This window comes from Pseudarthrobacter sp. NPDC092202, assembly GCF_044755505.1.
Lineage (GTDB): Bacteria > Actinomycetota > Actinomycetes > Actinomycetales > Micrococcaceae > Arthrobacter.
This window is the reverse complement of the sequence record NZ_JBIVRG010000015.1, coordinates 14,511-37,045: the sequence shown is the minus strand read 5'-3', so window position 1 is coordinate 37,045 and position 22,535 is coordinate 14,511. Positions and strand designations below refer to the sequence as shown.

General features: G+C 65.8%; 26 protein-coding genes. 16 read left to right on the top strand and 10 right to left on the bottom strand.

Annotated features, from left to right (window positions below):
* Window positions 1-31: 31 nt before the first annotated feature.
* The 4 genes from ACIQF4_RS18115 to ACIQF4_RS18100 all read right to left on the bottom strand — a co-directional run bounded on the left by ACIQF4_RS18115 (window position 32) and on the right by ACIQF4_RS18100 (window position 2,748).
* Window positions 32-385 (bottom strand): hypothetical protein, encoded by a 354-nt coding sequence (locus tag ACIQF4_RS18115; protein ID WP_400517060.1) that lies wholly within the window; start codon window positions 383-385, stop codon window positions 32-34.
* 146 nt (window positions 386-531) lie between these two features.
* A complete protein-coding gene (locus tag ACIQF4_RS18110) occupies window positions 532-735 on the bottom strand; it encodes a cold-shock protein (RefSeq protein ID WP_013599688.1) in 204 nt (67 codons plus the stop codon).
* A 133-nt stretch (window positions 736-868) separates the two neighbouring features.
* A complete protein-coding gene (locus ACIQF4_RS18105) occupies window positions 869-1,495 on the bottom strand; it encodes a response regulator (protein WP_400517059.1) in 627 nt (208 codons plus the stop codon).
* Window positions 1,492-2,748: a sensor histidine kinase gene (locus ACIQF4_RS18100; protein ID WP_400517058.1), complete on the bottom strand. Its 1,257-nt coding sequence runs from the start codon at window positions 2,746-2,748 to the stop codon at window positions 1,492-1,494. Before ACIQF4_RS18100 ends, ACIQF4_RS18105 begins: the two co-directional genes overlap by 4 nt.
* A 195-nt stretch (window positions 2,749-2,943) precedes the next feature.
* Here ACIQF4_RS18100 and ACIQF4_RS18095 point away from each other — a divergent pair, with 195 nt between their 5' ends.
* Window positions 2,944-3,513 (top strand): heme-binding protein, encoded by a 570-nt coding sequence (locus tag ACIQF4_RS18095; protein WP_400517056.1) that lies wholly within the window; start codon window positions 2,944-2,946, stop codon window positions 3,511-3,513.
* A 9-nt stretch (window positions 3,514-3,522) separates the two neighbouring features.
* Window positions 3,523-4,197, top strand: coding sequence for an ankyrin repeat domain-containing protein (locus ACIQF4_RS18090; protein WP_400517055.1), 675 nt, complete (start codon window positions 3,523-3,525; stop codon window positions 4,195-4,197).
* 68 nt (window positions 4,198-4,265) lie between these two features.
* Here ACIQF4_RS18090 and ACIQF4_RS18085 read toward each other — a convergent pair whose 3' ends face one another.
* The 3 genes from ACIQF4_RS18085 to ACIQF4_RS18075 are packed head-to-tail and all read right to left on the bottom strand — an operon-like array spanning window position 4,266 to window position 6,915.
* Window positions 4,266-5,456 (bottom strand): acetyl-CoA acetyltransferase, encoded by a 1,191-nt coding sequence (locus ACIQF4_RS18085; protein ID WP_400517054.1) that lies wholly within the window; start codon window positions 5,454-5,456, stop codon window positions 4,266-4,268.
* Entirely contained in the window at window positions 5,453-6,151 is a 699-nt protein-coding gene (locus tag ACIQF4_RS18080; RefSeq protein ID WP_400517053.1) for a CoA transferase subunit B, read from the bottom strand. Before ACIQF4_RS18080 ends, ACIQF4_RS18085 begins: the two co-directional genes overlap by 4 nt.
* 32 nt (window positions 6,152-6,183) lie before the next feature.
* Window positions 6,184-6,915: a CoA transferase subunit A gene (locus ACIQF4_RS18075; protein WP_400517052.1), complete on the bottom strand. Its 732-nt coding sequence runs from the start codon at window positions 6,913-6,915 to the stop codon at window positions 6,184-6,186.
* Between the two features lie 176 nt (window positions 6,916-7,091).
* On the opposite strand from ACIQF4_RS18075, the gene ACIQF4_RS18070 reads away from it, so the two are divergent.
* Complete coding sequence (locus ACIQF4_RS18070) at window positions 7,092-7,886, top strand: IclR family transcriptional regulator (protein ID WP_400517051.1); 795 nt, start codon at window positions 7,092-7,094, stop codon at window positions 7,884-7,886.
* A gap of 108 nt (window positions 7,887-7,994) precedes the next feature.
* On the opposite strand, the gene nadE is transcribed toward ACIQF4_RS18070, so the two are convergent.
* Window positions 7,995-8,849: an ammonia-dependent NAD(+) synthetase gene (gene nadE, locus ACIQF4_RS18065; protein ID WP_231456935.1), complete on the bottom strand. Its 855-nt coding sequence runs from the start codon at window positions 8,847-8,849 to the stop codon at window positions 7,995-7,997.
* A gap of 74 nt (window positions 8,850-8,923) precedes the next feature.
* Between nadE and pyrE the strand changes: the two genes are divergently transcribed.
* The 4 genes from pyrE to ACIQF4_RS18045 all read left to right on the top strand — a co-directional run bounded on the left by pyrE (window position 8,924) and on the right by ACIQF4_RS18045 (window position 12,258).
* Entirely contained in the window at window positions 8,924-9,508 is a 585-nt protein-coding gene (pyrE, locus tag ACIQF4_RS18060) for an orotate phosphoribosyltransferase (protein ID WP_231456934.1), read from the top strand.
* A gap of 127 nt (window positions 9,509-9,635) precedes the next feature.
* Entirely contained in the window at window positions 9,636-10,403 is a 768-nt protein-coding gene (locus tag ACIQF4_RS18055) for a GAF and ANTAR domain-containing protein (RefSeq protein ID WP_400517050.1), read from the top strand.
* A 111-nt stretch (window positions 10,404-10,514) separates the two neighbouring features.
* Window positions 10,515-11,135 (top strand): hypothetical protein, encoded by a 621-nt coding sequence (locus tag ACIQF4_RS18050; protein ID WP_400517049.1) that lies wholly within the window; start codon window positions 10,515-10,517, stop codon window positions 11,133-11,135.
* Window positions 11,136-11,217: 82 nt separating this feature from the next.
* Window positions 11,218-12,258 carry an alpha/beta fold hydrolase gene (locus tag ACIQF4_RS18045; RefSeq protein ID WP_350000852.1) on the top strand — a complete coding sequence of 347 codons (1,041 nt, stop codon included), beginning with the start codon at window positions 11,218-11,220 and terminating at the stop codon, window positions 12,256-12,258.
* A gap of 8 nt (window positions 12,259-12,266) precedes the next feature.
* Here the strand turns inward: ACIQF4_RS18045 and ACIQF4_RS18040 are convergent, their stop codons facing one another.
* Window positions 12,267-13,097 carry an HAD-IIA family hydrolase gene (locus ACIQF4_RS18040; protein ID WP_400517048.1) on the bottom strand — a complete coding sequence of 277 codons (831 nt, stop codon included), beginning with the start codon at window positions 13,095-13,097 and terminating at the stop codon, window positions 12,267-12,269.
* A gap of 52 nt (window positions 13,098-13,149) precedes the next feature.
* On the opposite strand from ACIQF4_RS18040, the gene ACIQF4_RS18035 reads away from it, so the two are divergent.
* The 4 genes from ACIQF4_RS18035 to ACIQF4_RS18020 all read left to right on the top strand — a co-directional run bounded on the left by ACIQF4_RS18035 (window position 13,150) and on the right by ACIQF4_RS18020 (window position 16,498).
* On the top strand, window positions 13,150-13,824 hold the full coding sequence (locus ACIQF4_RS18035; protein WP_400517047.1) for a TrmH family RNA methyltransferase: 675 nt from the start codon (window positions 13,150-13,152) through the stop codon (window positions 13,822-13,824).
* A gap of 129 nt (window positions 13,825-13,953) precedes the next feature.
* On the top strand, window positions 13,954-14,922 hold the full coding sequence (locus ACIQF4_RS18030) for a hypothetical protein (RefSeq protein WP_400517046.1): 969 nt from the start codon (window positions 13,954-13,956) through the stop codon (window positions 14,920-14,922).
* 133 nt (window positions 14,923-15,055) lie between these two features.
* On the top strand, window positions 15,056-16,075 hold the full coding sequence (fbaA, locus tag ACIQF4_RS18025) for a class II fructose-bisphosphate aldolase (protein ID WP_350000845.1): 1,020 nt from the start codon (window positions 15,056-15,058) through the stop codon (window positions 16,073-16,075).
* On the top strand, window positions 16,076-16,498 hold the full coding sequence (locus ACIQF4_RS18020; RefSeq protein ID WP_400517045.1) for a DUF3151 domain-containing protein: 423 nt from the start codon (window positions 16,076-16,078) through the stop codon (window positions 16,496-16,498).
* A 150-nt stretch (window positions 16,499-16,648) separates the two neighbouring features.
* Here ACIQF4_RS18020 and ACIQF4_RS18015 read toward each other — a convergent pair whose 3' ends face one another.
* The gene (locus tag ACIQF4_RS18015) at window positions 16,649-17,281 is read right to left on the bottom strand and encodes a uracil-DNA glycosylase (protein WP_350000842.1); all 633 of its coding nucleotides are present in this window, start codon (window positions 17,279-17,281) and stop codon (window positions 16,649-16,651) included.
* Between the two features lie 329 nt (window positions 17,282-17,610).
* On the opposite strand from ACIQF4_RS18015, the gene ACIQF4_RS18010 reads away from it, so the two are divergent.
* The 5 genes from ACIQF4_RS18010 (at window position 17,611) to ACIQF4_RS17990 (ending at window position 22,494) form a co-directional block, all read left to right on the top strand.
* Window positions 17,611-18,672, top strand: a complete 1,062-nt coding sequence (locus ACIQF4_RS18010) for a M14 family zinc carboxypeptidase (RefSeq protein WP_400517044.1) — start codon at window positions 17,611-17,613, stop codon at window positions 18,670-18,672.
* Window positions 18,673-18,930: 258 nt separating this feature from the next.
* Window positions 18,931-20,220 carry an adenylosuccinate synthase gene (locus ACIQF4_RS18005; protein WP_231455490.1) on the top strand — a complete coding sequence of 430 codons (1,290 nt, stop codon included), beginning with the start codon at window positions 18,931-18,933 and terminating at the stop codon, window positions 20,218-20,220.
* A 198-nt stretch (window positions 20,221-20,418) separates the two neighbouring features.
* Window positions 20,419-20,781, top strand: coding sequence for a YegP family protein (locus ACIQF4_RS18000; protein ID WP_400517043.1), 363 nt, complete (start codon window positions 20,419-20,421; stop codon window positions 20,779-20,781).
* 292 nt (window positions 20,782-21,073) lie between these two features.
* Complete coding sequence (locus ACIQF4_RS17995; protein ID WP_350001573.1) at window positions 21,074-21,622, top strand: sigma-70 family RNA polymerase sigma factor; 549 nt, start codon at window positions 21,074-21,076, stop codon at window positions 21,620-21,622.
* On the top strand, window positions 21,619-22,494 hold the full coding sequence (locus tag ACIQF4_RS17990; RefSeq protein ID WP_400517042.1) for a hypothetical protein: 876 nt from the start codon (window positions 21,619-21,621) through the stop codon (window positions 22,492-22,494). The genes ACIQF4_RS17995 and ACIQF4_RS17990 overlap by 4 nt, the downstream gene beginning before the upstream one ends.
* Window positions 22,495-22,535 lie beyond the last annotated feature (41 nt).

Below are 22,535 nucleotides of genomic sequence, written 5' to 3'. Positions count from 1 at the left end.
TCCGAGCGTAGGGGTTGCCGTTGCGTCAACGTCAAGCAGGTTTTTCCGGGAAGCCGTGCCCGCGCGGACGGCGGTGTCCGGACCGGTTGCGGGCCTGCGCCACGAGGCGCCGGAAGGCGAAAATGAACACTGCCTCAATGGCCAGCATCAGGCCCACGAGCAGCCACTGCCCCCGGGCAGCGAAGACAATGCATCCGGTCACGGCCAGGACAGTTCCCAACGCAAGCGTGTATACGGCAAATCCCACGGCCACGCGCGCGCTGCGGACTCCGGTCCGGAACCCGAAGCCCAGGGGTTCACCGCCGGGGTGCCCGGGAACCCGGTCGGGCGCGCCCGGCCCCAGCCTGTCGAACTCATCCCAAGGGTCCTGGTCCTGTCCCGTCACCCTCCAATTGTCCCAAATCCGGAACCGGAAGGGTTGGTGGCCAGGGGACCGCGGGCAATAAAAACAGCGGCCCCTCCAGCAAATGCTGGAGAAGCCGCTGCAGGATACGGGGTTCCGCCGGCGCGGGGCCGGCGGTCACCTAAGCCTTAGAGCGGGCGGATGTTCTCCGCCTGCGGGCCCTTGGGGCCCTGGGTCACATCGAATTCAACCTTCTGGTTCTCATCGAGTGAGCGGTATCCGCTGCTGGCGATTGCGGAGTAGTGGGCGAAAACGTCAGCGGACCCGTCATCGGGGGCAATGAAGCCAAAACCCTTTTCGGCGTTGAACCATTTAACTGTGCCTGTTGCCATGGCTGCATTCCTTCGTGTGACTCTGATTCTCTCCCCGTGCCATCGGCCCGGAGTGCGAGGAGAACGTCCCCCGCAGTCCCCAACGTACGGGGCGCAGGCCGTGCTTGCAAGGGTTAGGCAACATTTGGCGAGGTCAGCGCATCCCTTCGCGGCGGATTGCGGTTGCTATTGCGGCTGCCCTGGTCTCAACCCCGAGCTTGGCGTAGATGTGGGCAAGATGCGTTTTTACGGTGGCTTCGGAGATGAAAAGACGCCGGCCCAGTTCGCGGTTGCTGAGCCCTTCGGTGAGGAGGCTCAGCAGTTCTGCCTCACGGGGAGTGAGGATTTCTTCGGGATTGCGCAGTTGCTGGAACAACCGCGATGCCACCGGCGGGCTCATGACGCTCTTGCCTTGTACGGCGCCGCGGATGGCGGAAAAAATCTCTTCGGGCGCGGCATCCTTCAAGAGGTATCCCATGGCGCCGGCATCCACCGCCCGCACGATGTCCGCGTCCGAGTCGTACGTTGTGAAGACCAGGATGGCCTGGCTTCTGTTGCGCTCGCGGATTCTGCGGATGGCCTCGATGCCGTCCATCCCGGCACCCATGGCGAGGTCCATGACCACCACGTCAGGGGAATGCTCCTGGACCCGGTCCATGGCTTCTTCCCCGGATGCGGCCTCGGCAATGACGTGGAGGTCCGGCTGCGTTCCCAGCAGGGCCCGCAGCCCGCTTCTCACCACCAGGTGGTCGTCCACCAGCAGCACCGTGACCGGGCTCATGCCGGTGTTCCCTGGACGCGGTGCCCGCCGGAGGGCACCGGCAGCTGTGCTGCGATGATGGTCCCTTCCCCGGGTGCGCTTTGCACGGAGAAGGTGCCGCCCAGCTGCTCCACGCGCTGCCGCATGGCGCGCAGCCCATAGCCGCCGGCGTTCGACGGCGCTGCTGCCGCCGCCGGATCGAAGCCGTCGCCGTCGTCGTAAACATCCAGGGTGACCGCCTCCGGAAGGAAACCTACCGTCACGGTGGCTGCGGCTGCGGAGGCGTGCAGCCGGATGTTGGAGGCAGCGCTCTGCACCACCCGCAGCAGGGCGTGACGGAGTTCGGCGGGGACTGGACGCGGGTCCCCGGTCACCAGGAGCCGGGCTTCGGGGACGTACTGCCGGGCCGCGAGGAGCAGCGCGTCAGGAAGCGGGGAGCCCTCCAGCCCGGGAGAGGCAAGCTCGTGCACCAGGGCGCGGGTTTCGGCCAGGTTGTTCCGCAGCAGCGCAGTGGCTTCAAGGAGGCCGGCCCGCGCTGAATCGTGCGGCCACGACCGCCCTGACGCTTCGAGCAGCAGCAGGCTGCTGGCAAGGCCCTGGGTCACGGTGTCGTGGATTTCCCGGGAGACCCGCTCCCGTTCGGCAATGGTGCCGGCACGGCGTTCACTGGCTGCCAGCTGTCCCTGCGCCAGGGAAACCTCGGCGTGCAGGCGGCGCTGCTCCTCGGCGTCGTGCTGGATCCGGTCATAGATCAGCGTCAGCATGACGCCCACTGCCAGGGGCCCGAGGAGCATCGCCAGGTCCGTGCCGTTGCTCAGCCGGAACAGCCCGGCAGCGGTGGCTGCGGTTGTGACCCCTGCTGCGGTGTAGGCCGCGGCGCCTGCCAGGGCGCTCCGGCTGAGGAAGAAGAGCGCAAACGAGCACCAGGCAAAGCTCGGTGCAGCGACCACCAGGACAGCCCAGACTGCCACCAGGGCAGCCATCCACGGCACCCCGGGCCGCCCCCGCCGGGCCAGTACCGCCACGACGGCGTACAGCAGGCAGGCGGCTGCGGCCAGGCCGAGGACCATGACGTTGTCAGCGGGGCTGTGCCGCATGACGTACCGGACCAGCGAGGCCACCAGGAGCACGGCGAACCCAAGATGTACGGCCATATCGATGCCGGCCAAGGAGGCACGGCCCGGAGCCGTAGGGCCTGAGTCCATGCCGGGGGATGGGGCTGGGTGCTCCACGACGGCGTGATCAGGGGTGCGGGCGGAGGGTCGGGTAGGCATGGGATTTCCGGTTCGGGTGGGAGAAGGCTATCCACAATGCTATTGCCCCCGCCTTTCCGCGTCTCTCAGCCTTTTGGCTGATACGGCTGGCCTTGTGGCGCAGGATGTGGCAGCCAAACGCCTGATGGCAGGGCCTGGCGGCGCCGCAAGGATGGAACCGTACCCGAACCGAACATTGCCCGAGAAGGAAACATCATGAAGAAGTCCACAAAAGCCCTTGCCGCCGCAGCTGCCGGTGCGCTTGCCCTCACCGCCGGCGTGACGGCCGCCGCCAATGCCGGGCCCGGTTCAGCTCCGGCAGCCGTCCCAGCCGCAGACATCCAGCCCGTGCCGGAAAACGTGGTGCAGCATAACCGCATATCGGCAGGCGCCTCTGCCCGGGCCGTGCAGGCGGCACTTGCCAAATGCCAGGCGGACAAGCTGCCGTTCGTCACGGTGGCGCTGGTGGACCGATTTGGGACAGTGCAGGCGCTGCTGCGTGGGGACAACGCCGCCGAACACACTATCGAGGCCGCCCGCCAGAAGGCCTACACTGCTGCGGCCTTCGGAACCCCCACCAGTGAGCTTGCCAAGCGGATCAACGGAACCGGCCCCAGCATCGCCGACCTTCCCGGCACGCTCTTCCTTGCGGGCGGCGTCCCCCTCAAGGTCAACGGGGCTTCGGTGGCCGGCATCGGCGTCGGCGGCGCTCCCGACGGTGCCCTGGATGAGGCCTGTGCTGCGGCCGGCGCGGATGCCATCACGGTGCCCGGCGCAGCCCAGTAGGCCGGGCTGATGCGGTGGTTCCTGGCCCTGTGCGTGGCCTCCTGCCTTGCCGTGTCAGTAGCGGCGTGCCAGGCGGCGCCGGGGGAGGGGCAGCAGCCGCCGGCTCCTCCGCCGTCGGCCGTTGCCGGTCCTGAAATCCCGCCGCCAGCGGTGCCGGCTTCCGCTGCACCATTGCTGTCCGCAGCGGAACAGGCGCAGATTGACCAGGAACTCGTCACGGCCGCCAAAGCCAACAATGAACTTCTGGTTGCTGAGCTGATAGGCCGTGGCGGTGACGTGAATGCAAAGGACGCAATCCAGGACTCGGCGTTCCTCTACGCGGGCGCCGAAGGGTTCAACGGGGTGCTCCGGCTGACGTTGGCTGCGGGGGCGGACGTCGCCAGTACCAACCGGTACGGCGGCACCGCGCTGATACCTGCCAGCGAACACGGACACGTAGAGACGGTGCGGATCCTGATCGACGCCGGAGTGCCGGTCAACCACGTCAACAACCTGGGCTGGACGGCCATGCAGGAAGCCATCCTCTTGAACAGCGGCGGCCCGCGGCAGCAGGAGGTGGTCCGGCTGCTCCTCGACGCAGGCGCAGACCCGGATATCCGCGATCCCGAAGGCAGGACCGCCCTGCAGAATGCGGAACGCCTGGGTTTCGCGGAAATCGCAGCCCTGATCCGCTCCCGCGGCTAGAGTTTTTGTCCAGATATGGCGGGTTCCAGGGCGTTCAAGTCGCCATATCTGGACAAAAACTCTTCGGTCTAGACGGCTTCGAGGATGCTCACGTAGTTGGCGATGCCCACGCCGCCCATGTTCTGGACGGCGGCGCGGCGGGGGTTGGCAAGCTGCATCTCACCGGCGGTTCCGGTGAGTTGCATAGCGGAGATGACGTGCTGCGACACTCCCGTGGCGCCCACCGGGTGGCCCTTGGCCTTCAGCCCGCCGGAGACGTTGACGGGCAGCTTGCCGTCTTTGTACACCCAGCCTTCTTCAATGGCCCGGGCGCCCTGGCCTGGCCCCGTCAGGCCCATGGCCTCGTACATGAGCAGTTCCGCGATGGTGAAGCAGTCGTGGACCTCGGCGAAGTCCAGGTCCGACAGACTGACGCCGGCCATCGTCAATGCGCGCTGCCAGGAGACGCGGGTAGCTTCGAACGCCACGGGGTCCCGCCGGGCCGCCGGGAAGAAGTCGTTTGCCTGGCCAAAGCCGGCCAGGCGCACGGGTGCGGTGGCCCCGTTGCTGGCGGAGGTGGACAGTACGACGGCGGCCGCCCCGTCCGAGACGGGGGAACAGTCCGTGCGGCGCAGGGGGTCGGCCACCATGGGGTTCTTGTCCGAGACCGTGCGGCAGAACTCCTCGCCGAGGTCCTTGCGGAGCTGGGCGTAGGGGTTGTCCACCCCGTTGCGGTGGTTCTTCGCGGCGATGGAACCCAGGACATCCCCCAGGTTCGCATCGCCGTACCGCTTCCCGTAGTGCTTGGCCACCTCGGCGAAGAGCCCGGTGAAGCCGGTGGTGGAGGGTTTGCCAGCCATGTCGTAGTCCGCGCCCAGCAGCCCTGCCCCCACAACCTCGGCCCCGGCGTGGGTCATCTTCTCGGCCCCAATCACCAGCACCGTTTTCGCCGTGCCCGCGAGCAGCGATTTGGTGCCCTGCTGGAACGCGGCGGAGCCTGAGGCGCAGGCGTTCTCCACCCGCGTTGCTGGCACGTTGGCAAGATGGGGCGAGACCTGGAGCGCCAGCGACGACGGGAACGCCAGCGGCATCATGCCGGAATTGAACTGGCCCAAGTAGATTTCGTCGATCTGGCCCGGCTCGATCCCGGCATTCGCGATGGCCTCGGTGGCCACCTGGACGATCAGGGACTCAAGGGTTTCGTCCGCCAGTTTGCCGAAGCGGCTGTGCCCCCAGCCGGTCAGCAGGACATCCTTGCCGAACTGTTCCTGCAGGCTCATGCCGGTGCTCCTTCCACGGCCGGTTGCGGCAGCGCCACCGTGAATTCCGCCTCCGTCTTCTCCTGGATTTCCTCAACGGTGACTCCGGGTGCAAGGCGGGTGAGCGTGAGCCGCCGCCCGGCCGTTTCCTGGCCGCTGCCCGCCCCGCCCTGGACCAGGTCAAACACCGCGAGGTCGCTGATGATCCGGTCCACCACCCCGAGCCCGGTCAGGGGAAGAGTGCATTCCCGCACGATCTTGGCACTGCCGTCTTTGGCGTTGTGTTCGGTGAGGACCACCACGCGGGGCGTCCCGGCCACGAGGTCCATGGCTCCGCCCATGCCCTTGACCATCTTGCCGGGGATGGTCCAGTTGGCCAGGTCGCCGCTGCCCGAAACCTGCATAGCCCCAAGGATGGCTACCTTCACGTGCCCGCCGCGGATCATGCCGAAGGACGTGGCGGAATCGAAGATACTGCCGCCGGGCAGCACGGTGACGGTCTGCTTGCCGGCGTTGATCAGGTCGGCGTCCTCCTCGCCCTCATAGGGGAAGGGCCCCATGCCCAGCAGGCCGTTCTCGCTCTGCAGCACCACCCGCACGCCGTCCGGCAGGTTATTGGCCACCAGCGTGGGAATGCCGATCCCCAGGTTCACGTAGTCGCCGTCGTTCAGTTCTTCGGCCGCGATGGCAGCCATTTCATCCCTGGTCCAGGCCATGGGGGTTCTCCTTCGGGTAAGTAGGGTAGCGGTCAGGCCGGCACGGCTTCGGGCGCGTGGCGGCCTGCGGCCGGACGCACCGTACGCTGCTCGATGTCCTTGACGCGGCCGCTGGCCTGCACCAGGCGTTGCACATAAACGCCGGGGGTGACGACGTGGTTGGGATCCAGTTGGCCCGGTTCCACAACCACCTCGGCTTCGGCGATGGTCAGGAGGCCGGCGGTGGCAACAACGGGGTTGAAGTTCCGGGCGGTGTAGCGGTAAACGAGGTTTCCGTCCGTGTCTGCGGTGTGCGCATGGACAAGCGCGACGTCGGCACGGATGGCGCGTTCGCGGACGTACGTTTCGCCGTCGAACACCTCGTGCGGCTTGCCTTCGGCAACCAGCGTGCCCACCCCGGTCCTGGTGTAGAAGGCGGGGATACCGGCACCGCCTGCGCGGAGCCGTTCGGCGAGGGTGCCCTGCGGCGTGAACTCCACCTCCAGCCTGCCGGCCAGGTACTGCTCTGCAAACAGCTTGTTCTCGCCAACATAGCTGGCAATGACCTTCCGCACCCGGCCCGCATCGATCAGGATGCCCAGGCCTTTGCCGTCCACGCCCATGTTGTTCGAGACCACCGTCAGGTCCTTTACCCCCGAGTCGCGGACGGCCTCAATCAGGTCCGCGGGGATTCCGCTCAGGCCGAACCCGCCCACCGCGAGGGTCATGCCGTCCTGCAGCACGCCTTCCAGTGCAGCGGCGGCAGTGGATTGAAGCTTTGTCATGAAGTCTCCTCATCGAGCATCCGGGGTCATCCACTTTGTGGACAGGGGTTCTGGAAGTGGACACTACGATGGTTCCCCAAGGCTGTCAAGGAGCACATTTTTCACTGAAAAACAGGAATTTCATAGTATGGACGGTAGGATAGAGGCTATCCATAATGTGGACATAAAGGGAGAATATGAAAACGTCGCCGGTACAGGGAGCCCAAGTGGTGAGCCGGATAGCAGGTCTGTTACGGCTTGTGGCCCGGAGTGCAGAGGGCATGTCCCTCGCCGGCCTCGTCAAGGAATCCGGCCTTACCCGGCCAACCGTTCACCGCCTCCTGTCGTCACTGGCGTCGGAGGGGCTGCTGGACCACGACCCCATTTCCGGCAACTGGGTGCTGGGTCCGGAGATCCTCCTGATGGGGTCGGTTGCATCGGCGCGGTTTCCCCTTGAGGAGATCGCCCGGCCCAGCCTCCGCCGGCTTGCCGAAGCCACCGGCGAGAGTGCCTTCTTTTCCATCCGCCGTGGTTCCGAAACCGTGTGCCTGCTGCGCGAGGAGGGCAGCTTCCCGGTCCGGTCCTTCGTCCTGCACGAGGGGGTGCGGTTCCCGCTGGGTGTCGCCTCGGCGGGCACCGCGATCCTGGCCTTCCTGCCGGAAACTGAGCAGGAAGAGCTGCTGGGGAACTGGCAAGGGCACGCAGGTGCTTTCGCTGCCTCACACACCAGGGAACTGGTCCGGGCCAACCTCGCCCAAACCCGGATGTCCGGCTACTCCGTGAATCCGGGCCTTGTCCTGGAAGGGAGCTGGGGAATGGGCGCGGCGGTCTTTGATGCCTCCGGCAGGCCCGCCTGGGCGCTTTCCCTGACCGGCATCGAGCCGCGTTTCAAGCCCGAACGGCAGGAGGAGCTGGGCGGCCTCCTGATGGCCGAGGCGCACCGCATCACCCAACAGCTCGGCGGGGAAGGAAAGGGGGCGCGGCCCCGCTGAGCCTCCCCGCCTGTGCCGGGAAAGCACGACGGCGCGCCCACCTTCGCGGTGCGGCGCGCCGTCGTGCGTCCCCAAAGGCGGGGAATTCAGCGGTGCATCAGCTGGTTCCTACAGCCCGGTCCGCGGTTCCTCCGGGCCTTCGTGCTTCCACCACGTATCGAAAATGCTGACGGGGACGGTGCGCTTGTGGCGCGTCCGCAGGTATTTCTCCTCGATTGACGCAGCCACGGATTCAGGCACGTCCCGGCCTTCGAGGTAATCGTCGATCTGGTCGTAGCTCAGGCCCAGCTCGTCCTCGTCGGTGCGTCCCGGCCTGTCGTCCAGGAGGTCCGCCGTGGGCACCTTCTCCCACACGCGGGCGGGCGCTCCCAGCTCGGCCAGCAGCGCCCGGTTCTGCCGCTTGTTCAGGCCGAACAGCGGAAGGATGTCCGCGCCGCCGTCGCCGTATTTTGTGAAGAAGCCCGTCACCGACTCTGCGCCATGATCCGTGCCGATCACCAGGTAGTTGTGTTCTCCCGCCAGCGCATACTGGGCGATCATGCGGGTGCGTGCCTTGGTGTTGCCTTTGTGGAAGTCGGAGATTTCAGTGCCCACGGTCTTCTCGAACTCATCCTCGAACCCGTCCACGGCGGCGGAGATGTTGAAGGTCCACTCGGTCTTGGGCTTGATGAAGTCGAGGGCTGCCTGGGCGTCTTCCTCGTCATGCTGGACGCCGTAGGGCAGGCGCACCGCCACGAAATTGGCTTCCACTCCTTCGGCTTCAAGCTCCTCGACAGCCAGCTGGGCCAACTTTCCGGCGAGGGACGAGTCGAGGCCTCCCGAAATGCCCAGGACGAAGCCCTTGGTGTGGGTGGCCTTGAGGTAGTCCTTCAGGAATGTGACGCGCTTGCGCACCTCCCCGGCGGGGTCGATCCGGGGCTGAACGCCCATTTCTTCAATGATCTTTGCCTGGAGTTCGCGCATGAGGTCCAGACTAGCCAGCTGCGGCGACAGGCCTCAAGCATCCACACCGGCCCGCCCGCACTAAACTGGAAACCATGACTTCCCCCAGTGACACTGCAGTGGATACTGCAGCCGCCCGCGCCCGACTGCTGGAACTGATCAAGGAACTCGCCGTGGTCCGCGGCAAGGTAATCCTCTCCAGCGGAGCCGAGGCTGACTACTACATCGACCTCCGCCGGATCACGCTGCACCACGAGGCTTCAAAGCTGGTGGGCCAGGTGATGCTGGCCCTGGCGGACGACGCCGGCATCGACTTTGAGTGCGCCGGCGGGCTCACCATGGGCGCTGACCCGGTAGGTACCGCGGTCATGCACGCCGCCGTGGATGCCGGGCGGACCGTCGATGCGTTTGTGGTCCGCAAGGCCCAGAAGTCCTACGGCATGGGCCGCCAGGTGGAGGGCCCGTCCGTGGAAGGCCGCAACGTCCTGGTCCTGGAGGACACATCCACCACCGGAGGCTCTGCGCTGACGGCAGTGGAAGGCGTCCGGAAAGCCGGAGGCAACGTGGTGGCTGTAGCCGTCATCGTGGACCGCGACACCGGAGCAAAGGAAAAAATCGAAGCAGAAACCGGTGTGCCCTATCTGTTCGCGTTCGGCAAGGACGAGCTCGGCTTGTCCTGAGCCGCTTTCGCCGCCACGCCACGCAGGTCCAACAGGCCGGCTGCCCCGCAGCGGCCTGTTGGACCGCAACGCGGGGCTGTTCTATCATGTGCGATAACCCCTTTTTCCCGTACGGAGAACGTGCACCATGCTCCCCCCTGAACAACCCCTGAGCACAACCGACCAGGTCCAGAACCTCATTTTGGAAAGTGCCGACTTCGAGGACTTCCTTAACGAACTGGCACGTTTTTCCGCGCACCAGATGGCCGGCAACGGCGAAGACGCCCTGTGCGGCATCACCCTGCTCCGCGACCGCAAGGCCGCCACCATCGGCTGGAGCAGCGATTCGGCCCGGGAAGTGGACGAGATCCAGTACTCCCTTTCGCAAGGACCTTGCCTCACAGCGGCCAAGGAGGAACGCGAAGTCAACGTTCCGGACCTGTTTGACGAGAACCGCTGGGGCCCTGACTACGCTGCAGCCGTGGCCTCCCACGGGTTGCGCTCGGTACTGTCCCTGCCCTTCAACCTCCAGGGGGAGGCAAAGGCGGCGCTCAACCTGTACTCCGACGCTCCGCACAAATTCGATGAGCGTGCCGTTGCCCGTGCCCGTGAATTCACCCGCGAGATCTCACAGGCGCTCCGCCTGGCGGTGCGCTTCTCGCTCCACACCGACAGCGCCGCCAACCTCCGCGCCACCCTGGAGTCCCGGACCATCATCGACCTCGCCATAGGCATCGTGATGGCCCAGAACAGGTGCAGCCAGGAGGCAGCAGTTGCCATCCTCACCGAGGCCTCAAGCAACACCAACACCAAGCTCAGGGACATCGCCAAGTCCCTGGTGGACTCGGTGGGAGGCACCGGGAGCCGCACCCACTTCCAGGAGCCCGGAAAGCGGCAGGCTGACCAAAGCGCCTAACCGGCAACCAGCACACCTCGTTGTTACTGGCGGGTTGTGCCCGGCTTCCGTGGGGGGTTACGCTTACCGAGGTTGAGCCGTCGGCCATAGACACCCTCTTTTGGAGTACCTATGGACCGCGCCTTAAATGCATTCGTTAACCTTGATGTCCCCGCCGACGTCGTCCGCGTTGATATCAGGGGCACCTTAAACCAAAGCTCCCGCCCTGAACTCGTGCACATCGTCCGGCGCGTCCGGCGGATGGGCATCCGCTCCCACATCCGCGTTGACCTCTCAGGGGCTGGGAAAGTGGAGTCTTCTGCCCTTGCCGGCCTCCGGAGCGACCTCAACGCCATCGACAGCGATACGCTGCCGGGAATTTATGGCAACGGGGTTTCATTGGCCTTTTCCCCAAGCGCCGATGTTTGGGCCACCCAGCCGAACCCAACCCAGCCGCCGCTGGCACTCATCGACGTCCTCACCGACCTGACGGAGGACGGAGAGGATTTTTCCGACGGCTACCCGCTGGTGCCCACGGGACGCCTGGAAGAGTTGTGCGGCCGTGCACTGGAGGAATACTCGGACGCTGAACTGCTGACCGCCAGCGACTGGATTTTCGGCCTGCTGGACACCCCCACTGCCTTTGCCGGCCCGGATCTGCTGGGCCGTTACAACGATATTGGACTGGAGTTCCGGAGGCGCCGGCAGCAGGCAGCACCCCTTCCCGCCTCGGAGGACCAGGCCGCCAGCTGAGGGGCCTGCTGGTCCCGGCGTCACCCAATGGTTACACCCGGATTCTTGCGGCAGCGTCTTCGGGTGTGCCTACGGTAGAGCCGTGCCGTATGAGGGGGAGGTAAGTCCACAGGGCCGGCCCGGGGTCCCGGGTGCCCGGCTGCTGGCAGAAGGTGCTGCCCTCAAACAGTTCTCGCGGCGCGGTTTCCTGGCGGGGACCGGTGCAGCCGGCCTGCTCGCGGCAGACATGCTGCTGACCCGGCAGGTGCAGGCCCAGCGCCGCACGGACCGGATCCTCCCCGTCGCCGACGACTTCGCCGATGCTTACTACCCGGATGCCAGCTGGTTCCTGTTCCCCGGATACAAGACCAGCTGGGAGGAAGCGCAGTGGATCCTCAATTCCCTCCGGGGCGCACTCAACAAGCGGGCACGGCTGGCGGCCGTGGGGTACTCCAACCAGGGCCTGGACATTGACAGCATCGTTATTGCTGTCATCGAGTATGTCCGTGCCCAGAAACTCACCAAGCTGTTTTTTTACGGCCACAGTTTCGGCGGGATGGTGGCCACCCAGGTTGCCGCGCGGCTCCTGGAAATCCACGGTGTGGAGGTCCAGTTCATCGTGCTGGACTCAAGCCCCTACAGCAAGCACGATGTCCTGGATCAGAGCTGGTTCGACGGCGTGGTGTTCCTCTACGAGCGGGGCTTCCGGTTCCCGTCCACCCTGCGCGGAGGGTACGAACTGGGGGAGCGGGTCATCCACAAGGACGAAAGGAGCTGGCGCCAGATCCTTGACCAGACCCTCGAGCAGCTTTCCCCGATTGCACCCTCAAGCCTGCTGATCCAGTCCGAATCTGCCTATATCTACTACTTCGACGGCAGCAGGTTCGCCGGCAGGCTGGCTGGCGCCAAGATGGCCTACATCGGCAACCCCCGGGACCGCACAGTCCGGTACCAGACGGCAGTGGAGGCATGGGCCGTGGCGTTCAAGGCCAACATGGTCTCGAGCAGCCTTCACACCGAAGGCGCCAGGCCGGCCCACGCAAGTCCCGGATGGAACCCCAACGTGTACCGGCCGGTCCTTGAACAGCTGCTGGACGAGCACTTCCCGCTTCCCCGCGGCGGATCCCGGGTAACGGTCTTCTAAGGCTCCTGTTAGATCTGGTTTTTCAGGTCCGCCACGGAGTTCAGGACCTGGTTGGGCCGGAACGGGTACGAGGCAATCTCCTCGCGCTGGGTGATGCCGGTCAGGACCAGGACGGTGTGCAGGCCGGCTTCCATGCCCGCGATAATGTCCGTGTCCATCCGGTCCCCGATCATCGCCGTGGTTTCGGAATGGGCGTCAATCTGGTTCATGGCCGAGCGGAACATCATCGGGTTGGGCTTTCCCACAATGTAGGGCTCGCGTCCGGTTGCCTTGGTAATGAGCGCGGCAATGGCCCCGGTGGCCGGCATGGGGCCGTCCTTGGACGGCCCGGTGGCGTCCGGGTTGGTGGCGATGAACCGGGCGCCTGCCAGGATGAGGCGGATGGCCATGGTGATCGCCTCGAAGGAATAGGTGCGGGTTTCGCCGAGTACCACGAAGTCCGGATCCTGGTCGGTGAGGATGAAGCCTGCCTCGTGCAGCGCCGTCGTAAGTCCCGCCTCACCGATGGTGTACGCGCGGTTCCCGGACCCCGAACCTTCCACCTGGTTCTTCAGGAACTGGGCGGTGGCCAGGGCCGAGGTCCAGATGTTCTCCTCCGGGACCTCCAGCCCGGAAGCGCGCAGCCTGGCAGCCAGGTCCCGCGGGGTGAAGATGGAGTTGTTGGTGAGCACCAGGAAGCGCTTGGACGTGTCCACCCAGCGCTGGATGAGCTCGGCGGCGCCGGGGACTGCCTGGTTCTCGTGGACCAGGACACCGTCCATGTCCGTAAGCCAGCACTCGATCTCCTGGCCGCTGCGGTATACCGCCGGGTTTCCTGCTACCTGGTCTGCTTCTGCCACGACTACCTCCACGGGTGATGAATGCTCCAGTGGTCCAGTCTAGTGTTGAGGGGTGAACCAAGCGCCCGGCCTCCCAGACGAACCCGACCCCCAGCCTGAGGGGGCCGGCCCGCACACGGTGGAGGTCGGCGTCGGGCCCTGGGAAGGTGAGCTGCCGGAAGGGGACCACTGGGATCCGGATCTCCTCGCCGACGGCGACCGCCGCAACGTGCTGGACAAGTACCGGTACTGGAAGCACGAGGCGATCGTGGCGGAACTCGACTCGCGGCGCCACAACTTCCACGTAGCCATCGAAAACTGGCAGCACGACCTGAACATCGGCACGGTGGTGCGGACCGCCAACGCGTTCCTCGCCAAGGAAGTGCACATCATCGGACGACGCCGTTGGAACCGGCGGGGCGCCATGGTCACCGACCGCTACCAGCACGTCCGCCACCACCCCACGGTTGAGGACTTCGTGGCCTGGGCGGAGGGGGAGGGGTTGGCGATCATCGGGATCGATATCTTCCCCGATTCGGTTCCGTTGGAAACCTACGAGCTGCCCAGGGACTGCGTCCTGGTGTTCGGCCAGGAAGGGCCCGGGCTGACGCCGGAAGTCCACGAGGCCGCCGTGGCCACCCTGTCCATCGAACAGTTCGGCTCCACCCGGTCCATCAACGCGGCTTCCGCCGCCGCCATCGCCATGCATGCCTGGGTGCGCCGGCACGTGTTCAACCAGCACGTCTAGCTCCGCGAGATGGCACTTGACGGCAGTCCGAGCGGCCCGCACTGCCGTTAAGTGCCATCTCGCACGGGGTGAGGAGGCCCAGGCTGTGGATAACTCAAACCGTGCACCACGGACGAGCCAGAATGAGGGATGCGCAGGGCCATCCTTCCGGACCATTTGAACAGTGGTTCGTTCTCCCTCCGGGCCTCGGACAAGGCTGGAGTCACACGTACCCGGACGGCGGCAAAGGACCTGGTGACCGTCTCGCGGGGGATCCGGGTGCCCGTGCAATCCGGCGCCACGGGATCAGCAGCCCTGCGTGCGTACACGGACCTTGACGACACCTCCATCCTCACGTCATTGTCGGCGGCGCACGTCTGGGGCGCGCCCTTACCGGCCCGATGGAGCGGCGACTGGCGGATCCACCTTGCCCGGCGCCGCGGCTTCAGCTTCCCACGGCGGGCCAACGTCGTTGGGCACCTGCTGACCTTCCTCCCGTGCGAGGTGGTGGAGTACGACGGCGTCCGGCTCACTTCGCCCGCGCGGACGTGGCTGGACCTTGCAGGCCTGCTGACGGTGGAGGAGTTGGTAGCCGTTGGTGATCATCTGGTTTGCTGCCATGGGCCAGAGTTTCCCCTGCCCAGGCAGGCCATGTGCAGTATCGATGAATTGCGGGACATCACCGGCCGGCACCGGGGAATGCGGGGCGTCCGAACAGCGCGGGAGGCAGTTGAGTTGATCCGCGTGGGCAGCGACTCGGCCCCTGAAACCAGGATGCGTCTTGCGCTCGTTGATGCGGGGCTGCCCGAGCCGGTGCTTAACCACGTGCTGTTTGACGGCCGGGGCGTCCCGGTCCTGTGGCCGGATGCGGCTTATCCGCCCTGGGGCATTGCGTTGCAGTATGACGGCGGGCATCATGCAGCCGAGGAGCAGCACTTGCGGGACATTGACCGGCAGGACCGGACCGACATATGCGGCTGGCTGGAGGTCAGGGTTGGCAAACATCATCTCGAAGGTGACCGTCCCGCCGTCGTATCCAAGGTCCGAAGGGCGTTGCAGAGCCGGGGATGGAGGCCAGATGACACATCACAGCAATGGACGGCAGCAACATTGCTGTGAAGTGCCATCTCGGGTGTGGCGGGCGGAGCGTAACCCAGAACACGCCCGGCCCGGAAATGACTAGGATGGTGCTAGCCGTAAGCGGTACTCCAGGGTTACCAGCCCACAGACGAACCTCAGCATAGGAGTCAGCATGCCCATTGCAACCCCAGAGATCTACTCCGAGATGATCGACCGCGCAAAGGCGGGCGGCTTCGCATTCCCGGCCGTGAACGTGACGTCCTCGCAGACGCTGAACGCTGCCCTGCGCGGCTTCGCCGAAGCCGAGTCCGACGGCATCGTCCAGGTCTCCACCGGCGGTGCAGCCTACTGGTCGGGCGCCTCCACCAAGGACATGGTCGCCGGTTCCCTGGGCTTCGCCGCCTTCGCCCGCGAAGTTGCCAAGAACTACGGCGTCAACATCGCCCTGCACACGGACCACTGCCCCAAGGACAAGCTGGACGGTTTCGTCCTGCCCCTGCTGGCTGCTTCCGAGGCTGAGGTCAAGGCCGGCCGCAACCCGCTGTTCAACTCGCACATGTGGGACGGTTCCGCAGAAACCCTGCAGGAAAACCTCCGCATCGCCCGTGAGCTGCTCGAGCGCACCGCTGCCGCCAAGATGATCCTCGAGGTCGAAATCGGCACCGTGGGCGGCGAGGAAGACGGCGTCGAGAACGAAATCAACGAGAAGCTCTACACCACCGTTGAAGACGCCCTGGCCACCATCGAAGCCCTCGGCGCCGGCGAGAACGGGCGCTACATCACGGCCCTTACCTTCGGCAACGTGCACGGCGTCTACAAGCCCGGCGGCGTGAAGCTGCGCCCGGAGATCCTCAAGGACATCCAGGCCCAGGTGGGAGCGAAGATCGGCAAGGACAGCCCGTTCGACCTCGTGTTCCACGGCGGCTCCGGCTCGTCGGACCAGGAAATCGCGGACGCAGTCTCCTACGGCACCATCAAGATGAACATCGACACCGACACCCAGTACGCCTACACGCGCCCGGTTGCGGACCACATGTTCAAGAACTACGACGGCGTCCTGAAGGTCGACGGCGAAGTGGGCAACAAGAAGACCTACGATCCCCGCGTCTGGGGCGCCTCCGCCGAAGCCGGCCTGGCAGCCCGCGTGGTGGAAGCCACAAAGCAGCTCGGTTCGGCCGGAAAGACTTTCTAGATGTCGGACGAGTTCCGCCGGAACCTGATGGGCCCGGAGCCAACGCTCCTGCCTGCCGAGACCGAGGTCTACCAGCAGCTGGAGGCGGGCCAGGAGGCCCTGGACCTCGTGGCCAAGCACCCCACTTCGTCGCTGTTGTGGGCCGTGCTGGCCGAGGAGGCCTGGGCTGAGGGCCGGACTATCGATTCCTACGCCTACTCCCGGGTGGGCTACCACCGGGGGCTGGACTCGCTGCGCCGCAACGGCTGGCGCGGCGTGGGGCCCATCCCCTGGGAGCATGAACCCAACCGGGGGTTCCTGCGTGCCCTTTACTCGCTGGGCCGGGCTTCGGCCGCCATCGGCGAGGCAGAGGAACCGGAGCGGATCGAGAAGTTCCTCAACGATTCCGATCCCTTGGCGAAGGCAGCCATCGAGGCGAAATAGCAGGCGCTGGTTAAAGCGCGACGGCGGGTGGTCACCTTTTCAGGAAAGGTGGCCACCCGCCGTCGTTCGTCCGGGAGTTTTTGTCCAGATATGCAGCCTAAAACGCCATTTTGGGCTGCGTATCTGGACAAAAACTCAGAGCGGTGGGGGTTAGCTGGCTTTCTGCAGGCCCGTCCGTGCCATGGCGTCGGCGTAGGCCACGCGCATGTCCTCGAGGTACTCCTCCTGGCGGGCGGGCGAACCGGCGAACGCGCGGCCGCTGAGGGAACGCACCTTGTAGGTCTTCAGGCCGCGGCGCCAGAGCAGCGGAACTTCCGTCTTGAGCAGCAGGTTCGCGAGGCGGTTGGCCTCGGTGCCATGCGCCACAATGACTGAGGCGCGCGGGACAAGTGCCAGGAATTTGAGCAGCGGCTTCAGGCCGGCAGAGATCTGGTCCGGAGTGAACTTGCCGTTGGGCTCGCCGGGCAGGTGCCACGGGTGGACGTTCCACGGCATCACGAACTCCGGGCGCAGGCCCAGCTTCCACTGGATGCCCAGCATCCGGGTGGCGGCGTCGTGGTCCCCGGGGGTGATGAAGCCGGACTTGTCCGCCTCCCCGATGTTCGAATACAGGCTGATGATGCGGCACTCGTCCACATCGTGCATCGGGTCTACGTAGGGCACCACGGTGCCGGGCTTGGTATCCCGCAGGGAATCGCACAGTTCATTGACGGCTGCGACGTTGGGTTCGTAGCGGCGGCTCAGGAGTTGCTCATGGAAAGATTCGGGTGCCAGGGCTGTCATGTAGTGCTTGATCTCCTGCGGGGATTGTTGTTGCTTCCGCCGGTGAAAATGGGCGCACGACGGCACAGCTCATCAACGGCGGTTAATTGGAGTGGGCCGATTCCTGGTCGGCCTTTCCCAGTTTAGCAAGCCTCGCAAAACGAAACGCCGGGCCGGGCCACCCAATAAGGGCACAGGCGCATAGTTTCGCAACGTAATAACTGACTGCAGATAACTGTCACGTCCATTGACAGCAATCGTTGAGGTTGATTGGCTTCTGTCACAGCCTGCACATGGGGGATCACGGCCGGCTGGACACACCCCAATGCACTCGAAAGAGGTACCGCACCGTGAGAAAAACCCTGGCAACCTTCAGGACCCTGGCACTAACGGGAGCCCTGGCCCTGGCAGCAGTGACCGCCCCGGCGCCGGCCCTCGCCGTCGGCGAAGGCCCCAACTATGACGGCAACGGCCAGATCACCACGTCGAAGCTTGCCACCTACGAGCAGATGGTTACGTTCCTCAAAGACCAGGACGCCCGCCAGCCCGCCATGGAGCTGGAAGTCATCGGCCAGACGGTCAAGGGCCGCGACATCCACCTGGTCAAGTACATTTCGGACCCGGCCAAGCCCACCATCCTCTACCTGACGCAGCAGCACGGCAACGAACAGCTCACCACCGAGGGAGCCCTGGAATTCGTCAAGCACCTCGGCACCGGCAAGTCAGGGGACATCCTTGGCGGAGTTAACATCCTGGTTGTTCCCATGCTCAACGCCGACGGTGCCATGGGCGACGTGAACTTCTCGCTGGAGGACTACATCGCCAAGGGCGACCGCAACATGACCCGCTACAACGCCGAAGGCGTGGACCTCAACCGGGACCACGTGGCCAAGGTCCAGCCCGAAACCCAGGCGCTGCACAACAACGTGATGCGCAAGTACCAGGTGGACTACATGATCGACCTCCACCACCAGGGCACGCGCAGCGAACGGGACGGAGAGCTGGTCTCCGGCTCCATCCTGTACCCCACCACGCCGAACGCCGATCCGGCAGTGGTGGAGAAATCCAAGCAGCTGGGTGCCGTGGTCTTTGACAACGTTGACTCCACCGGCTGGGGCCACCTGGGCAAGTACGTGGGCGGCAGCGCCGAAACGATCAGCCGCAACGGCATTGCCGTGGAGTACGGCATTGCGACGCTGCTCTTCGAAATGCGCGGAATGTCCGACCACTACCTTGACGGCTATGCCCTGGGGCTGCGCAGCAACGGCTACCTGATCAAGCAGACGGTCACCACCCTGACCGCCACCGCCGCCGCCATCGCCGACGGTTCAATCGCCGACGCCGACACCTCCTTCTGGGACAGCCTTGCCACCCAGTCCTCCCGCCCGGGAGAGGAAGCCGACGACGAGTAGCACCACCCGCTGGCGGCCCGCCGCGGTTCCGTCCTGTACCAGCTCCCGGGCTGCAGGAAGGGGCCGCGGCGGACCAACGAGTGGACAAAGTCACTCATCGGCTAAACTTGGGTGGTAAGAGCCCCGGAACTCTTGCGTCGCTGCGCCTCCGCGGAACAGCGAAGGGCGGTACGTTCGGGGCATTCTCATGAACGGCGCTGCGCAGGACCGCCACACGTGGCCGGAACCGGGCAGCCCGAACGAATGGGGGAGGATCCCATGCCAGCAATTGTGATCGTAGGAGCCCAGTGGGGCGACGAAGGAAAAGGCAAGGCCACCGACCTTCTGGGCGGCCGTGTTGACTACGTCGTCAAGCCGAACGGCGGCAACAACGCCGGGCACACCGTCGTCGTAGGCGGTGAAAAGTACGAACTCAAACTGCTGCCGGCAGGTATTCTCAGCCCCAACGCAGTGCCCATCATCGGCAACGGCTGCGTGGTCAACCTTGAGGCCCTCTTCCAGGAAATCGACGGCCTGCAGGCCCGCGGCGCCGACACTTCAAAGCTCCGTGTCTCCGCCAACGCCCACCTGGTGGCCCCGTACCACCAGGTCCTGGACAAGGTCACCGAGCGGTTCCTGGGCAGCCGCGCCATCGGCACCACCGGCCGCGGCATCGGCCCGGCCTACATGGACAAGGTGGCCAGGCTGGGCATCCGCGTGCAGGACGTCTTTGACGAATCCATCCTGCGGCAGAAGGTGGAAGGCTCCCTCCGCCAGAAGAACGAACTCCTGGTCAAGGTCTACAACCGCCGCAGCGTGGTGGTGGACGAGATCGTGGACTACTTCCTGTCCTTCGCCGACCGGCTCCGCCCGCTGGTCATCGACAGCACCCTGGTCCTGAACACCGCCTTGGACGAGGGCAAGGTGGTCCTGATGGAGGGCGGCCAGGCGACCTTCCTCGACGTGGACCACGGCACCTACCCGTTCGTCACCTCTTCCAACCCGACCGCCGGCGGCGCGTCCGTGGGCTCGGGCATCGGGCCCACCCGCATTTCCCGCTCCATCGGCATCATCAAGGCCTACACCACGCGCGTCGGTGCCGGGCCGTTCCCCACGGAACTCTTTGACGAGATGGGAATGTACCTGCAGAAGACCGGCGGCGAGTTCGGCGTCAACACCGGCCGGCCGCGCCGCTGCGGCTGGTACGACGCCGTCCTGGCACGGCACGCCTCGCGGGTCAACGGCTTCACGGACTACTTCGTCACCAAGCTGGACGTCCTGACCGGCATCGAGCAGATCCCGGTCTGCGTGGCCTACGACGTGGACGGCGTTCGGCACGACGAAATGCCCATGACGCAGACCGAGTTCCACCACGCCGTACCCATCTTCGAGTACTTCGAAGGCTGGACCGAGGACATCACCGGCGCCCGCACCCTCGCTGACCTCCCGGAGAACGCACGCAACTACGTCCTGGCCCTTGAGAAGCTGTCCGGGACACGTTTCTCCGCCATCGGCGTGGGCCCGGACCGGGACCAGACCATCGTGGTGAACGACCTCATCAACGACTGACAGGTCCGCAACCGGCGGCCAAAAGGCCAGGCATTTTCGACGGCGGCGGGGCACTTCTGCAGGAGTGTCCCGCCGCTTCTGTCTGCCCGGGCGGCCTGGCGGCAATTTACACAGGGTTAACGTGGTTGGTCTTGTAAGGCTGCCGGGCAGCCCGCCAGACTCGTCTGTACACCCTGTGACTGCGAGGAAGGACTTGCCATGGCCGGGAAATTCGAGGCATTTGTGGACGCTGATTCGTCTTTCAGGTTCCGGCTACTGGCCCCTGACGGCGCAGTCATGGCGGTTTCCGGCCCCTACCCGGACAAGGCCGCCCTCGCTGCTGGAATAGCCGCCGTCCGGGAGTGCGCCGGCACCGGCCTGGTCACCGATCTTTGTCCTGCCGGTGTTGCCGCCCGCCAGGCTCCTGCCCACGCCCCTGCACCGGCGGTAAAAGCGGCCAAGGCCCCGGCCCGGACGGAATGTGAGGACCAGCGCGTCCCCGCCGGCGGACACACGTTCGTTTTCGCCAAGGGACTGCGCCGCCAGGGCGCCCGGCCCCGCTGGACTGCCGCCGCCCGCTGACCCGGCCAAAAAAGTTTTCAAAGTTTTTCCGTCCACGCGTAACCCTTTGCGTGCCCCCAGCGATTACCCCTATGTAGCGCCGGCCTGGAACTTGTCCCCCATCACGTTCCAGGCCGGCTCTTTCACTTTCCGACGGCAGGGGCAGCTGCCAGGTCGGACCGGCAGCAAACGCGTGGCGGTCCGGGGCGGTGGTTACTGGGCGGTAAAGTGATGCACGGAAAAGGCGTTCCGCAGGCCGGGCGGCTTTCCTCCTCGCAGACACCCCCGATCTTTGACCGAAAGCCCCACGTCCGTGACCGATGCCCTGACAGACGAGGCCCTGGACGGCCCCGCCGGGACAGCAGCGTTCAGCGCTGTCTACCGGACGTATGCAGCACAAGTCCTGGGCTATTTGGCGGCCCGGGGAGTCGAGGACCCGGAGGCGGCCATGCAGGAAGTGTTCCTCTCCGTCCTGCCCCGCCTTGGATCGGTGCACGGGGGAGACGCCGGGCTCCGCACATTCATCTTTTCGGTAGCCCACGCCCGCATGGTGGACGATCACCGGCGCCAGAGCCGCACTCCCGCCAGGCTGCCGTTTGAACCCGAACTGGACCAGCGCGAAGATTCGTCGGCTGAAACGGAAGCGCTGGAACGGATAGCGCCGCAGGAGGTCCTTGCCCTGCTGGATGCGCTGCCGCAGGACCAGCGCGAGGTACTGGCCCTTCGCCTCGTGGCCGGGCTTACCGTGGAGCAGTCTGCGGAAGCCATGGGCAAGAGCGAGGGTGCCGTGAAGCAGTTGCAGCGCCGGGCTCTCCTGAAACTGCGTGAACTTGCGGACGTGAAGGAATACCTGAAGCCATGACACCACAAACGCACCACACAGCGGACGCGGTGGAGGAGATGCTCCTCGACGCCGGCATGGGCCAGGACGCGGACCTGCGCCGGGCCCTCCTGGCCGTGGGCTCTTTGGCGGACCTCCCCGTGCCGGAACCCACAGGGCAGCTGGCTGCCCTGCTGGCCGGTACCGGCGGGGCGTCCGCGAACGTCCCGCAGCACAGCGACGCCGTGGAGACCGTCCCGGGTGATGAGCTCGGACGGCGCCGCCGGCTGCGCGCGCACCGGCCCACCGTCGTCGGGCTTGCCCTGGTGGCGGGCATGGGGATGGGTGTTGGCACCGTGGCAGCGAGCTCCCCAGGTCCTGCCCACACCGGCAGCCCCTCCGTCCAGCAGCTGCTCGAAGACTGGTCGCCGTCCTGGACCATCCGCGCCCCCCAGGCCGCCGCACCCGTACCACGCCAGGCGGACAGTAATGACGCTGCCGGCCGGCAGGAGGGCAGTGGGCTGGCAGGAAGCAGCAGTACGCCAGGCGGGGAGCCGCCGGTGACGCCGCAGACCGTGGAAGGGTCCTGGAAGGCACCAGACTTCCAGCCCCCCGGCCGGGGCCGGGAAGAGCCCGGAGACGTTCCTGCGGTTGATGGACGGGACCGGACGGGGGAACCGGACAATCACGGCCACGCACCTGAGCAGGAGGTGGAGGCAATGTTGGAAGGGACAGGCGCGCCGGGTTCCGGGACCAGCAACGCCGGCGATTCGGACAAGCCAAGGCAAGGGCCAGGCGATGATCCTGGCCAGCCGGAAGAAGCCGCACAGGCAGCAGAAGGGCAAGGAGCCGGCCCTGCCGCCGGAGGGAAACCGGTCCCCGGTGCCAAGTGGCTGGAAAAGTTCGTCCGCTAGCTGTTTCGCCCAAGGACCCTGCGGGGGTTCACGCTGATGGC

Coding starts and splice junctions, on each gene's coding strand:
- ACIQF4_RS18095 (WP_400517056.1), top strand. CDS start 2,944: ATGAAGAAGTCCACAAAAGCCCTTGCCGCCGCAGCTGCCGGTGCGCTT.
- ACIQF4_RS18005 (WP_231455490.1), top strand. CDS start 18,931: ATGCCAGCAATTGTGATCGTAGGAGCCCAGTGGGGCGACGAAGGAAAA.
- ACIQF4_RS18090 (WP_400517055.1), top strand. CDS start 3,523: ATGCGGTGGTTCCTGGCCCTGTGCGTGGCCTCCTGCCTTGCCGTGTCA.
- ACIQF4_RS18000 (WP_400517043.1), top strand. CDS start 20,419: ATGGCCGGGAAATTCGAGGCATTTGTGGACGCTGATTCGTCTTTCAGG.
- ACIQF4_RS17990 (WP_400517042.1), top strand. CDS start 21,619: ATGACACCACAAACGCACCACACAGCGGACGCGGTGGAGGAGATGCTC.
- ACIQF4_RS18030 (WP_400517046.1), top strand. CDS start 13,954: ATGCGCAGGGCCATCCTTCCGGACCATTTGAACAGTGGTTCGTTCTCC.
- ACIQF4_RS18080 (WP_400517053.1), bottom strand. CDS start 6,151: ATGGCCTGGACCAGGGATGAAATGGCTGCCATCGCGGCCGAAGAACTG.
- ACIQF4_RS18075 (WP_400517052.1), bottom strand. CDS start 6,915: ATGACAAAGCTTCAATCCACTGCCGCCGCTGCACTGGAAGGCGTGCTG.
- ACIQF4_RS18015 (WP_350000842.1), bottom strand. CDS start 17,281: ATGACAGCCCTGGCACCCGAATCTTTCCATGAGCAACTCCTGAGCCGC.
- ACIQF4_RS18020 (WP_400517045.1), top strand. CDS start 16,076: ATGTCGGACGAGTTCCGCCGGAACCTGATGGGCCCGGAGCCAACGCTC.
- fbaA (WP_350000845.1), top strand. CDS start 15,056: ATGCCCATTGCAACCCCAGAGATCTACTCCGAGATGATCGACCGCGCA.
- ACIQF4_RS18110 (WP_013599688.1), bottom strand. CDS start 735: ATGGCAACAGGCACAGTTAAATGGTTCAACGCCGAAAAGGGTTTTGGC.
- ACIQF4_RS18085 (WP_400517054.1), bottom strand. CDS start 5,456: ATGAGCCTGCAGGAACAGTTCGGCAAGGATGTCCTGCTGACCGGCTGG.
- ACIQF4_RS18105 (WP_400517059.1), bottom strand. CDS start 1,495: ATGAGCCCGGTCACGGTGCTGCTGGTGGACGACCACCTGGTGGTGAGA.
- ACIQF4_RS18100 (WP_400517058.1), bottom strand. CDS start 2,748: ATGCCTACCCGACCCTCCGCCCGCACCCCTGATCACGCCGTCGTGGAG.
- ACIQF4_RS18055 (WP_400517050.1), top strand. CDS start 9,636: ATGCTCCCCCCTGAACAACCCCTGAGCACAACCGACCAGGTCCAGAAC.
- pyrE (WP_231456934.1), top strand. CDS start 8,924: ATGACTTCCCCCAGTGACACTGCAGTGGATACTGCAGCCGCCCGCGCC.
- ACIQF4_RS18050 (WP_400517049.1), top strand. CDS start 10,515: ATGGACCGCGCCTTAAATGCATTCGTTAACCTTGATGTCCCCGCCGAC.
- ACIQF4_RS18070 (WP_400517051.1), top strand. CDS start 7,092: ATGAAAACGTCGCCGGTACAGGGAGCCCAAGTGGTGAGCCGGATAGCA.
- nadE (WP_231456935.1), bottom strand. CDS start 8,849: ATGCGCGAACTCCAGGCAAAGATCATTGAAGAAATGGGCGTTCAGCCC.